This is a genomic window from Gordonia sp. HS-NH1, assembly GCF_001418765.1.
Taxonomy (GTDB): Bacteria; Actinomycetota; Actinomycetes; order Mycobacteriales; family Mycobacteriaceae; genus Gordonia.
Genome location: NZ_LIYC01000067.1, coordinates 1 through 12,800 on the forward strand (window position 1 = coordinate 1; position 12,800 = coordinate 12,800).

Annotated in this window: 10 protein-coding genes and 1 pseudogene; 9 read left to right on the forward strand and 2 right to left on the reverse strand. The window is 64.3% G+C overall.

All coding sequences use genetic code 11. The features are described from left to right. Positions 1–69: 69 nt before the first annotated feature. Positions 70–2,952 (reverse strand): leucine--tRNA ligase, encoded by a 2,883-nt coding sequence (leuS, locus tag AMD30_RS23450; RefSeq protein WP_055477286.1) that lies wholly within the window; start codon positions 2,950–2,952, stop codon positions 70–72. A 106-nt stretch (positions 2,953–3,058) separates the two neighbouring features. Here leuS and AMD30_RS23455 point away from each other — a divergent pair, with 106 nt between their 5' ends. The 5 genes from AMD30_RS23455 (at position 3,059) to AMD30_RS23475 (ending at position 7,820) form a co-directional block, all read left to right on the forward strand. Next, on the forward strand, positions 3,059–3,568 hold the full coding sequence (locus AMD30_RS23455) for an SdpI family protein (RefSeq protein WP_055477287.1): 510 nt from the start codon (positions 3,059–3,061) through the stop codon (positions 3,566–3,568). Between the two features lie 43 nt (positions 3,569–3,611). Further along, positions 3,612–4,619 carry a bile acid:sodium symporter family protein gene (locus tag AMD30_RS23460; RefSeq protein ID WP_055477288.1) on the forward strand — a complete coding sequence of 336 codons (1,008 nt, stop codon included), beginning with the start codon at positions 3,612–3,614 and terminating at the stop codon, positions 4,617–4,619. Between the two features lie 428 nt (positions 4,620–5,047). After that, entirely contained in the window at positions 5,048–5,608 is a 561-nt protein-coding gene (locus AMD30_RS23465) for a DUF2243 domain-containing protein (protein WP_055477289.1), read from the forward strand. 53 nt (positions 5,609–5,661) lie between these two features. Continuing rightward, entirely contained in the window at positions 5,662–6,519 is an 858-nt protein-coding gene (locus AMD30_RS23470; protein WP_231632833.1) for a cytochrome c oxidase assembly protein, read from the forward strand. Positions 6,520–6,866: 347 nt separating this feature from the next. Next, entirely contained in the window at positions 6,867–7,820 is a 954-nt protein-coding gene (locus tag AMD30_RS23475; RefSeq protein ID WP_010843091.1) for an adenylate/guanylate cyclase domain-containing protein, read from the forward strand. A gap of 163 nt (positions 7,821–7,983) precedes the next feature. On the opposite strand, the pseudogene AMD30_RS24810 reads toward AMD30_RS23475, so the two are convergent. Further along, positions 7,984–8,202 (reverse strand): annotated as a pseudogene (locus tag AMD30_RS24810) (transposase); the annotation flags it as partial. Positions 8,203–8,507: 305 nt separating this feature from the next. On the opposite strand from AMD30_RS24810, the gene AMD30_RS23480 reads away from it, so the two are divergent. The 4 genes from AMD30_RS23480 to AMD30_RS23495 all read left to right on the forward strand — a co-directional run. Further along, positions 8,508–9,563: a cupin domain-containing protein gene (locus AMD30_RS23480; RefSeq protein WP_055477294.1), complete on the forward strand. Its 1,056-nt coding sequence runs from the start codon at positions 8,508–8,510 to the stop codon at positions 9,561–9,563. Further along, the gene (locus AMD30_RS23485; RefSeq protein ID WP_055477291.1) at positions 9,563–10,759 is read left to right on the forward strand and encodes an FAD-dependent monooxygenase; all 1,197 of its coding nucleotides are present in this window, start codon (positions 9,563–9,565) and stop codon (positions 10,757–10,759) included. The genes AMD30_RS23480 and AMD30_RS23485 overlap by 1 nt, the downstream gene beginning before the upstream one ends. 58 nt (positions 10,760–10,817) lie before the next feature. Continuing rightward, complete coding sequence (locus tag AMD30_RS23490; protein WP_055477292.1) at positions 10,818–11,735, forward strand: fumarylacetoacetate hydrolase family protein; 918 nt, start codon at positions 10,818–10,820, stop codon at positions 11,733–11,735. Positions 11,736–11,781: 46 nt separating this feature from the next. Next, positions 11,782–12,800, forward strand: a 1,019-nt coding sequence (locus AMD30_RS23495; protein ID WP_055477293.1) for an oxygenase MpaB family protein, incomplete at its 3' end; no start/stop codon positions are given.

Genomic DNA, 12,800 nt, shown 5'->3' on the forward strand with positions numbered 1-12,800 from the left:
AAATTCGGACGCTCACGAGTGCTCTTTCGCAGTCCACGACGGCCGCCAGGCCTCAGGGAACGGGGGCTGTCACGGGACGATGTTCACCATCCGGCCGGGGACCACGATGACCTTGCGGGGTTCGGCGCCGTCGAGGATCGCGACGATCTTCTCGTCGGCGAGCGCGGCGGCGCGCATCGTGTCCTCGTCGGCGTCGGCCGCGACGGTGATCCGGCTGCGGACCTTGCCCTTGACCTGGACCGGGATCTCGACGGTGTCCTCGACCAGCCACTGCGGGTCAGGAGTGGGGAAGGGGGCGCGGACAACCAGACCACCACGACCCAACCGGTGCCACAGCTCCTCGGCGATGTGCGGCGCCAGGGGAGCGAGCATGGTCACCAGAGGTTCGACGGCGTCCCGCGGCGCGCCCGACTTCTCGAAGTTCTTGGTGAGATGGTTGGTCAGCACCGTCAGCTTGGCGACCGCCGTGTTGTTGCGCAGCGCGTCGTAGTCCTCGCGGACGCCGGCGATCGTCTTGTGCAGCAACCGTTTCGTGTCGTCGTCGAGTTCGGTGTCGGCGACGCGCAGGGCGCCGGACTCCTCGTCGACGACGAGCCGCCAGATCCGCTGCAGGAATCGCTGCGAGCCCACCACGTCCTTGGTGGCCCACGGCCGTGACTGGTCGAGCGGACCCATGAACATCTCGTAGACGCGCAGGGTGTCAGCACCGTAATCACGGCAGATGTCGTCGGGCGCCACCGAGTTCTTCAGCGACTTGCCCATCTTGCCGTACTCCTGGCGGACCTTCTCACCGTTGTAGAAGAACTCGCCGTTCTCCTCGGTCACCTCCTCGGCCGGCACGTAGATGCCGCGCGAATCGGTGTAGGCGTACGCCTGGATCATGCCCTGGTTGAACAGCTTTCGGTACGGCTCGCGACTGGTGACGTAGCCGAGGTCGAACAGGACCTTGTGCCAGAACCGCGAGTACAGCAGATGCAGCACCGCATGTTCGACGCCACCGATGTAGAGGTCGAGGCCACCGGGGTCGTTCGCGCCGTGCAGCGCCGGGCGAGGACCCATCCAGTACGCCTCGTTCTCCTTGGCGCACAAGGTTTCCGAGTTGGTGGGATCGATGTAGCGCAGCTGATACCACGAACTGCCCGCCCACTGGGGCATGACGTTGGCGTCCCGGGTGTAGGTCTGCACACCGTCACCCAGATCGAGTTCGACCGTCATCCACTCCGTGGCCTTGGCCAGCGGAGGCGACGGTTCGCTGTCCGCGTCGTCGGGGTCGAACGACACCGGCGCATAGTCGTCGACCTCGGGAAGCTCCACCGGCAGCATCGATTCGGGCAGCGCATGCGGCTGGCCGGCGGCGTCGTAGACGATCGGGAAGGGTTCGCCCCAGTAGCGCTGGCGCGCGAACAGCCAGTCGCGCAGCTTGTACTGGATCCTCCCGGTGCCCACACCGTCGGCCTCGAGGCGCTCGACGATCGCCGCCTTCGCATCCTCGACGTTGCGACCGTCCAGGAACCCGGAGTTCACCAGGGGACCGTCGCCCACGTAGGCCTCGGCGGCGATGTCGGTGTCCGAACCGATCACCTCGCGGATCGGCAGTCCGAACACGGTGGCGAACTCGTGGTCACGGGCGTCGTGCGCCGGGACCGCCATGATCGCGCCGGTGCCGTATCCCATGAGGACGTAGTCGGCGACGAAGACCGGAACCTGCTCGCCGTTCACAGGATTCATCGCGAAGCTGCCGGTGAAGACGCCCGTCTTCTCCTTGTTCTCCTGGCGTTCGAGGTCGGACTTCGCGGCGATCGACGCGCGGTACTCCGCAACGGCAGCAGCGGGGTCCGCCCCTCCGCGGGTCCAGCGGTCATCGGTGCCGGCCGGCCAGTCGCCTGCGGTCAGCTCGTCGACGAGCGGATGCTCGGGCGCCAGGACCATGTACGTGGCGCCGAAGAGCGTGTCGGGACGGGTCGTGAAGACCTCGATGCCGCCGACGCCGGGCACGTCGAAGCGCACCTGGGCGCCGCGCGAGCGGCCGATCCAGTTGCGCTGCATGGTCTTGACCTTGTCCGGCCAGTCCAGCAGATCGAGATCGTCTAGCAACCGGTCGGAGTACGCGGTGATCCGCATCATCCACTGCCGCAGGTGTTTCCGGAAGACCGGGAAGTTGCCGCGGTCGCTGCGGCCGTCGGCGGTGACCTCCTCGTTGGCCAGCACGGTTCCCAGTCCCGGGCACCAGTTGACCAGCGAATCGCTCAGGTAGACCAGGCGATGATCGTCGAGGATCTCGGTGCGCTCGGCGGGGGAGAGGTCGGCCCAGTCGCGCCCCTCGTACTTGCCACCCAATGCTCGTGCACCCGAAGCGAATTCGTCGACGAGCTCGGAGATGCGCCGGGCCTTGCCCTGGTCGGCGTCGTACCAGGCGTTGTAGATCTGCAGGAAGATCCACTGGGTCCAGCGGTAGAAGTCGACGTCGGTGGTGGCCACCCGACGACGCTCGTCGTGGCCCAACCCGAGGCGTCGGATCTGGCCCAGGTAGCGCTCGATGTTCTGCTCGGTGGTGGTGCGCGGGTGGGTGCCCGTTTGCACGGCGTACTGCTCGGCGGGCAGACCGAAGGAGTCGAAGCCCATCGTGTGCAGCACGTTCTTGCCGGTCATCCGCTGGTAGCGGGCGAAGACGTCGCTCGCGATGAAGCCGAGCGGGTGGCCGACGTGCAGGCCCGCCCCGGACGGGTAGGGGAACATGTCCTGCACGAAGAGCTTGTCGGCAGCGTCGGCGTCGCCGCCGCCGAAGGCGGACAGGTCACCGGCGAGCGGCCCGACGGGGTTCGGCGCCTCATAGGCGCGCTCGTCGGACCAGGTCTGCTGCCAGCGCTGCTCGATCTCGCCGGCGACCGACGCCGTGTAGCGGTGTGCGGTCGTGCCGGCGGTGTCGCCGCTCGTCTTCTCGGCTGAAGTCACGCGACCAGGGTAAATCCTGTCGGTCGCAGCTCCCCAATCCGGTCGCCTCGGCCGCCGCCGGCAACGGCCGCCGTACGCCGATTCGGCGGGTACGACGCACGGTCGTATGCTGTGGGTCGTGAATGCCGTGTCCGTCGCCGTTGCCGTACTGCTCTTCGTGCTGGCCGGACTCTGGGCGGTGGTAGGAATCCGCGGATTGCGCGGCACCCTCCCGCGCAATCGATGGATCGGCGTCCGCTCCGCGGAGACCATGCGATCCGACGAGGCGTTCCGCATCGCCAACCGCATCGCCGGCCCGGGCACCCTCGGCGCCGGTCTGATCCTCGCACTGGGCGGCATCGCGACCCTCGCCGTCCCGGGCGGATGGGCATTGGCCTTCGGACTCGTCGCGCTGGTCGCCGCGCTCGTGGTGATCGGGCTGGTCAGCGGCATCGGCGTACGCGCCGCCGCAGCCGTACCCGTCGACGACGGCGGCTGCTCCTGCTGTTCGGGCGACGACGCCCACAGCCACGCCGCCGACGAGGACCCCTCCGGCCCGGCGGCCGATTGCGGCACCAGCAGCTGCGGCGCCTGCTCGCTGCGCGGCGTCTGCGCGGGCGACTCCACCCCGGCCTGAGCCGGCCGGCGTCGTCTCACACCTCTGACCTCGGGGCACATCCATGCGTACGCTCAAGAATCTCCTCGATCGCTCTCCGATCGACGGCTTCATCCTGGCCATCATCATCGCCGTCGTCGTCGCCGCTTTCCTGCCGGTCCGCGGCGCGGCCGCGGAGGCACTGGACTGGGTGGTGATCGTCGCGATCGCCGCGCTGTTCTTCCTGTACGGCACGCGGCTACATCCACGCGAGGCGCTCGAAGGTCTCCGGCACTGGCGGTTGCACGTCACGATCCTGGCGTTCACGTTCATCGTGTTCCCGATCGTGGGACTCGCGCTGAAGCCGATCGTCGAGCCGCTGATCGGCGAGGACCTGTACGCCGGATTGCTGTTCCTGTGCCTGGTGCCCTCGACCGTGCAGTCCTCGATCGCCTTCACCTCGATGGCCAGAGGCAACATCGCCGGTGCCATCGTCAGCGCGTCCACGTCGAACATCCTCGGCGTCTTCTTGACCCCGCTGCTCGTGGTCGCGCTGATGCAGAACGCCGGTGACATCAGCATCGACGCGACGTCGGTCCTGAAGATCGTCGCGCAGATCCTGGTGCCGTTCCTGATCGGGCAGCTCGCCCGCAAATGGGTCGGCCCGTTCTTCACCCGGCACGCGAAGATCACCAAGCTGGCCGACCGCGGCGCCATCGTGCTCGTCGTCTACGTCGCGTTCAGTGAGGGGGTCGTCCAGGGCATCTGGTCGACGGTCGGGGTGGGTCAGGTGATCGCGGTGACGGTCATCTCGCTGCTGCTCGTCCTGGTGATGCTCGCGGTGACGGGCTGGGTTCCGAAACGTCTCGGCTTCGACCGCGCCGACACGATCGCCATCCAGTTCTGTGGCACCAAGAAGAGCCTGGCCACCGGCCTGCCGATGGCGACCGTCCTCTTCGCCGGCACCACCGTCGGCCTCATCGTGCTGCCACTGATGATCTTCCACCAGATCCAGCTCATGATCTGCTCGTGGCTGGCCACCCGGTACGGGCGCGAGGCCGACGACGCCGAAGCGGCCGGCGCGCCGGTCTGATCAGCGTCTTCGGCGCGGTGTTGGCGTCGTCGTGGCGATGTTCGTAATCGGGGGACTGTTCTTCGCCAGCTGCAGCAGCAGTGAATCGGAGGAGGGAAACCCCGACACGCCAAGCTGGTGGTGCGAAGACGCTCGCGACAACGGTTGAGATTCCCCACCTGGGTGCTGAGAGGCTCGGAATCTCGACGAGTCGTTCGACGACCCGCTGCGCGCGTAGCACCAGCACAGCCAGGACGCACTGGGCGAGGCGCCGGCCCATCACCGGCATCGAGAAATAGAGGGCCCGCGCATCGTCGCAGGCATTGCACTGAACCGTTCCGGGCCTGGTGGAGACCCTTTTTTTCGCCAGGCAAAAGCCGGTATGGGGTGCAGGCACGTGGTCAATACGGTGACGTTTAGACCGGACGACGCCCGGGCATCGCGATGGAATGCGCAGCAGCCCGCGGGCAACCAATCGTCAAGACACTGAGACCTCACTCGCCCTGCCGGGAGTGGTCCTCGGTGTCGGTCTCGGCGGTTTCGTCGACGGCATCCTGCTCCACCAGATACTGCAGTGGCATCACATGCTGACGAGCACCGACACCGACCGTATCGGGATCGACCACTACCCGGCCGACACCGTCCATGGCCTGGAGATCAACACTCTCTGGGACGGGTTGTTCCATACCTTCCCCTGGCTCGCCGTGCTGATCGGGTTGGCACTGCTGTATTCACGCGTCACGCACGCACGTCAGCGGTTGTGGACGTCACGATCACTGTGGGGTTGGGTCCTTGTCGGATGGGGGCTGTTCAACCTCGTCGAGGGCATCATCGACCACCACATCCTCGGAATTCACCACGTCCGAAGCGGTGACCACCAAACCCTTTGGGACATCGGCTTTCTGATACTCGGAGTTGCTCTCGTGCTCATCGGGTGGGCGCTACAACGAACCGCAAAGCCGTACGATGATGCGCCGCCGCGGGCCGACCGGCGCACCTCGACGCCGTGACCGTCGCTCACCAATCGCATGCGGGCACCGCTTCCGCCGGTGTCCTGGTGGCGATGACCGCACTCGTGTTCGCCGGAGTGATCTATATTGTCGCCGCTCAGCGATGCCGCCGACAGCCACGCGGGTGGAACCACTGGCACACGGCGAGTTTCATCGTCGGTTTAATCGTTCTGGGTCTGGCACTTCAGCCGAGCACGTCCGATGCATTCCCCGATCACATGCTGGGCCACCTCCTGCTGGGCATGTACGCGCCACTCGCCCTCGCACTGGGCGCGCCGATGACTCTGGTCCTGAGGACTGCGCCGGTCTCGGTCACCAAACCGCTTGTGCACCTGCTACGCTCACGTCCCGCTCGAATCACCACCCACCCCGCAGTGCTCCTCGCAGCGACCATCGGCGGCCTCGCCGCGCTGTACTTCACCCCGCTGTTCGCTCTCACCGAACGCCACGAAGCCTTCCACATGGTCGTGCACGTCCACTTCTTCGTGTCCGGTTATCTGTTCGCGTGGATGATCGCCGGCCCGGATCCGGGGCCCGAGCGTCCGTCGGTGCATACGCGACTTGCGGTCCTCGGACTCGCCATCCTCGGACACGCCGTCATCGCCCAGTTGCTGTACGCCGGATTGTTCGTCAGGGTCGGCGCACCACTCGACGAGCTACGCGCCGGCGGAACGCTCATGTACTACTGGGGCGACATCGCCGAGATCCTGTTGGCATTGGCACTTCTGCTCACATGGCGACCGGACCACCGCGGAAAGGCGACCGGACAACGACGCCGGCGTGACCGAGAGCCTGTAGTAATCAGGCCCTCTCGCTCCGAGATCGGTCTGTCGACTTCTAGCCGCAGCGACCTCCTCGATGGCACGGGCCAGTACACCGCACACCGCGTATCCCCCGATCTTGGACTTTGACCAAAGGCTGATCGCGAGAGGTTCGGCCGTCAGTGTTCCGTCGCCGCCGATCGTGAAGACCGATGGAACCGTCACCGGCGCTGCGCCTGAAGCCACGTACCAGAGTGAAACACGTCCCACCTCAGGCGCTCGCGCGCCTACTGGACCCTGACGTGGGCGGTCATGGCTGTCGTGGGCACAGCGGTGACAACGTACTCGGCCAGGCATGAAGTACGAACACCGTTCGGTCGAGCGTCTTGCTGATGACAGCACGGTACAAAGGCCGTTACAACAGCGTTTGCGGAACGGTGTCACCGAGGACGCGGCGGTGTCGGTCTCGCGATGAGCGGGGCCACTAGACTCAAGGCGTGACCGGAGCCGACGACTCGACACGTGACCGCGACCGCGACGGTCTCCCGGATCCCGGTCCGACCGACGACGATGCGACATCCGCCGCGGACGGCCCGGACGAACCCTCCGCAGCGAACGACAGGACCGGTGGGTCGACCCGTCGTCGGGGCGACCGGCTTCCCGTCAGACGCAACGATCCCGACCGTCCCGGACCCGGGCGCCGGATGGCCGACCTACTGGCCCGCACCGACTCCAGCGCCGGGGTCGTCAAGGCGGCTCGCGCCGCACGAGATCTGATCCCGCACAACGAGAACCCGATCACCGGGCCGCGTGCATCCGACCGCGTGGCACGCCTCATCAGCGAGTCCCGGCCCGAGAAACCCAGTGCCATACGAGAGCTCGGCCTCGCATCGGTCCAGGTGTGGCAGGCGTTGGTGACCACACGACGTCGTCGATCCGATCGCACCCCAGTCCCCGCCACCATCTTGTTCACCGATCTCGTCGGATTCTCGACGTGGGCCCTGCATGCCGGAGACGACCAGGTCCTCCGACTCCTGCGCGACGTCAACGACGTCACCGAGAACATCGTGCGCAGCCGCGGCGGACGCATCGTCAAACATCTCGGCGACGGGACGATGGCCGTGTTCGTCGACGGTGTCGAGGCGATCGAGGCCGGTCACGAGGTGATCGTCGCCGTGAGTGCCCTGACGTTCGGGGACTACCGGCCACAGCTGCGAGCCGGTCTCCACACCGGCGAACCGCGGGCGGTCGGTGACGATTTCCTCGGTGTCGATGTGAACGTCGCCGCTCGGATCGCGGCAGCCGCGGGAGCCGGTGAGCTGTTGGCCAGCGGAGCGACCGTCGACGCCGCCGGCGCCGATCGGTATGCCACTCGTCGCCGGCGATTCCGCGCCAAGGGGGTACCGCGCGACATCGAGGTGTTCGCCGTCGTGCCCCGCTACTCCGACTGATCGATCCCCGACCTCATGAAGGTCCGACAGCCGAATCCTTAGGTCGCGACAAGAACCCCTTACGTCAGACAACGCCGAGAACCGTTCTCGCCCAGCCTCATTGAAGTGCCGATAACATTATCGGGGAGTGTCCGATTAACGGTGGATCCGACCTTGATGTCGGTTAGTTACCGTTCGGGGTGATGCGTCCTTCGAAGGTGATCGCAAACGCATTGAGCGCGGGCTTCCACCTCATTGCCCATCGTGCCTTACCTTTCCCTGTCGGGTCCAGAGCACGCGTGGCCAAGTACAAGCATTTGAGCGCCGCCTGCTCAGTCGGGAAGTGCCCACGCGCCCGTACCGCGCGCCTGTAGCGAGCGTTGACAGACTCGATCCTCGATGAGTGTCATGTCCTGTCCCGTTGCTTCCTTAGTCGGTATACGGATAAGTGACTGTGACTCACAGTACAGACGACCCGAACCGACCGTCAACACAACAAATCTGGAGGCAGGGACCGATGCCTCAATGTCACAATAGCTGCAGTTCAAGGGTGTGACCATCTAGTAGCGAACTATACCCGACCCATCGCGCTCGTTGTGTTGACAGTCACAGCCCTGCGCTATACTTTTAGTATGTACACGGATTACTTTGACTGATTTTTGTTTCTGAACAGCTAGTCCGGTTTTGACGCCTACCAGTGAGATGTATATGAGCACCCGACGCTTCACCTCCGACGATCCCGAACTCGACCGGTTCTACAGCGATATCGCAGCGAACGACTTGCAGCCCCTGTGGGAGATGCGCGGGTTGCTGACCAAGACTCCATCGGTGGCGACGGTCCCGCATCGCTGGAGTATGAGTGAGCTGGTCAAGCTGGCGGCACAATCCGGTGACCTGGTTCCAATTGAGCGCGGTGGCGATCGCCGCGTACTAGCTTTGAGTAATCCCGGTCTTGGTGGCGCTCCATATATCTCATCAACCCTGTGGGCGGCGGTGCAGTTCCTGCTGCCTGGTGAACTCGCCCCGGCCCATCGTCATACGCCGTCAGCTCTTCGATTTGTACTCGACGGGGCGGGCGCCTACACCGTCCTCGATGGCGATCCGGTGACGATGTCGCAAGGCGATCTGATTTTGACGCCCGCGTGGGCGTTCCACGAGCACCACAATCCGAGTTCGGAGTCGATGATGTGGCTCGACGTTCTCGATCTGCCCATCGTGGCGGGTCTGGATGCGGTGTTCTTCGAGGAGGGGCCTAGCGAGGAGGCGGATCGCAGTCAGGCGCGCCGCTCGGCTTCGGAGCGTCGTTTCGGACAAGGGGCAGGGCTCATGCCGGCAACCGCAGGTCACGGCTTCTTGCCCGAACACTCGCCGTTGACCGTGTATCGGTGGCTCGACACGGACGCCGCGCTGACGGCATTGTTGGAATTAACCGAATCCGGCGACGCCAGTGTCCGATTCAAGGACCCGACACGAAGCCGCGATGTCATGCCCACGCTTCGCTGTGAAATGCGCCGGGTGCTCTCTGGCACAACCACAGCAGCGGAGCGCCAAACCGGATCTCGGGTGTGTGCGGTGTTCTCCGGCACCGGACGAGTGGAGATCGACGACTGCGAGTTCGACCTCGGCCCCGGAGACATCTTCGTTGTCCCTTCGTGGGCGGTGTACCGATTGCACGCCCACAGTGACTTGGACATCTTCACCACCAGCGATGCACCCGTCCTCGATGCGCTGGCTCTGTACCGCGATGAGAAAGTTGAGCCCTGATGACCACCCGACACTTCTCCACCTTGATCATCGGCGGCGGTATCGGCGGCCTCGCTACTGCCTTGTCGATTGCTCGAACCGGAAGGCCCGTACACCTGGTAGAGCAGGCACCGGAGTTCACCGAAATTGGCGCAGGCCTACAGATTGGTCCGAACGCGACCAGGAGTTTTGACCGATTGGGTCTTTTGAGCGAGCTCAATGCCGTCGCCGTTCACCCGGGGTCCGCCGTCGTTCGCGACGTGCACGATGCGCTCGAGCTCACCACACTGGATTTCGGCGCTCCGTTTCTCGAACGCTATGGCTATCCGTACATCGTGGCGCATCGCAGCGACATCCTATCGATCCTGCTCGCAGCATGCGTGGCCGATCCCCTTGTCACGCTTGAGACCAACAGGTCTGTGTCATCGGTCGCTGAATCAGCTGACTACGCGACGGCCACATTCGTCGGCGGAGATTTCTACACTGCGGATGTCCTGGTAGGCGCGGATGGAATCAAGTCACGCGTGCGACAGTTGCATGACACCTCTGAACCAACGTTCAGCGGTCACGTCGCACACCGCGGGGCTATCGACATAGATCAGATGGGCGATGTCGCCGGGGACGAGGTGGTGCTCTGGATGGGCCCGGGAGTTCACCTGATGCAGTACCCCGTACGCCGCGGAGAGTTATACAACCAGGTAGCAGTGTATGAGAGTCCGCGTTTCGCCGCCGGCCGTGCCGACTGGGGTACAGCGGACGAGTTCGATGCGATGTTCGCGGACGCCTGTGAGCCTGTTCGCGCTGCCCTTGCCAAGATCGACACTTCCCGCGCATGGCCGATTTTCGATAGGGAGCCTCTCAGTACGTGGAGTACTGAACACACTGTTCTCATTGGTGATGCGGCGCACGCGATGCTCCAGTATCTGGGTCAAGGCGCGTGCCAAGCTCTCGAAGATGCGCTGGGACTTGCACATTGCCTGGAAGCGTGCCCAAATGACGCGGCGCGTGCATTTAAGATCTTCGAGGCCGAGCGCATACCGCTGACCACCAAATGCCAGGCCGTTGCGCGGCCCTGGGGACGCACCTGGCACACCGACGATCCGGCGATGCTTGCGCTGCGCAACCGCGTGTTTCGAATGCGTGCGGCCGACGATTACACCGACCTCGACTGGTTGTACGCAGAGCGCACCGGGGAGTTCTCAGCACTCCCGGGTTGATCAGCCGGACTATTCGACCGCCACTACAAGTTGACCGCCACTACAAGGAATCGACACCATGAAGCTTCTCTCGTTCCATTCAGACGCCGGGCGCAATCGCGTCGGCATCGTGTCTGCTGACACAGTCATCGACGCGACCTCGCTCACGAATGGCGCACACGGAATCAGCGCGATGCGCCAGCTGTTGCAAGCCACTGGGGGGGTCATCGACGAGGAGGCGCTCGACGGTCTACCTCGTGTGGCATTGGCCGACGTCGAGGTTGCCCCCGTCGTGCCCGATCCCGGCAAAATAATTGCGGCTCCGGTGAACTACCGTGACCATCAGGCGGAGATGAACGAGGATGCGCATATTGACGCACTAGGCGTGTTTCTTAAAGCGCCGTCCTCGGTCACTGCCGACGGTACGCACGTTGCACTGCCCTACACCGACCGCCGGTTCGATCAGGAGGGTGAACTCGCCCTGATCATCGGCCGTACGGCACGCAACGTTGCGCCGGACGAGGCCGAATCATTTATAGCCGGGTACACCTGCCTCCTCGACATGACGATGCGGGGTGGAGAAGACCGATCCACGCGCAAATCGTTCGACACCTTTACCCCTGTGGGTCCCTACCTTGTGACGAAGGACGAGGTTGGTGCTGTGTCGACATTGCGATTACGCACCCAAGTCAACGATGTAATGCGGCAGGACGCGGACATCTCCGATCTCATCTGGAACGTCCCAGCTCTCATCGGGTACATCTCGTCGGTCATGACCCTGCATCCCGGGGACATCGTGACGACCGGCACTCCTGCCGGTATCGGTCAGGTTCACGACGGTGACACGATCACCGTGGAGATCGACCGTGTCGGCCGACTCACCGTTGCGGTCACCGCCGATGGCGCCGTTGTGTGCCCCACCAAGGGCGCCAATCGCGGTCCAAAACCGCCTGCCGAGGTGACGCCCGTACGCGATCGAGCTAGCGCCGCGAACTAGACGAGGTATCGCTACGTAACCCCCTTGCTCCCAAACGAAAGGCCCTATGATGTCCTCCGACTACGCTGCAGCGGTTGAAGCTGCGCCGGGACATACTCCCGGGAGAAAATGGATAGCCCGCCGACTACAGCACCTCGACCCTGACACCGACTATGTTGAGATAGTCCGGCTGAGCACTCTTTACCACCTCAACGACATGCAGTTGGACTGGTTTTACACGGTCGGCACCCCCGCCGCTGGCATCAAGCCGGCCGTCAACGACGCCGTCATCCGCAATCAGAACGGCAAGTACGTCACGCAGGCGACCAAGCGCAGGGACGATTCAGTCGACCACATGCTCACCTGGCTCGAGCACGGAGCGCAGGCGATGGCCACCCACCGCTCAATCGAGATGGTGAACAAATATCATGCGCATTATGCTGCGGAGTATCCGTCGGGTTTTGATGACGTCGAAGACTACATCTATATTCTCTGTCTCAACGCAACCTTGGTGAATACGGCCCAGAAACGGTTGGGGCTCAGCGGTTTCGACGCGAAGCAGCGGCACGCGATGCACCGACTATGGGCAGGCGTGGCCGACAACTTCACACTCCCGGATGGGCGCTCTGTGACCGACATCGCCCCATTCCCGGAAAGCTACGAAGCCATGGAGCAATTGGTCAGCGACTACATCGATCGACCCTGGCCCGTGCACCAGCCCAGTCACATTTCTACAGCGGGAGGCATTGAACGATTCGCTTCCACATGGTTTCCACGGCCGCTGCGGCCGTTGGGAAGGGCTGTAGTGACCGCGTTCATGCCTGACGGGCTACTGCGCGCCCATGACGTCCCCCGCCCGTCACCCATCGCAGCCTGGTTCGCACGCACAGTGATGAGGACGATGATCGTACTGAGCACCAAGGTCCTCGCTGATCCGCGCGAAGATATCCAGGAGCGCCGCCGTCGCCTCGCGGATGAAGGAACGACCAAACGCAGCGTGGTGGACGTCGCTGTTCATCGCCGGCCCAAAAAACAGACTGCGTCGGCGACGACCGTTGGAATGTGCCCGGGTCAAGCCCCTGGTAG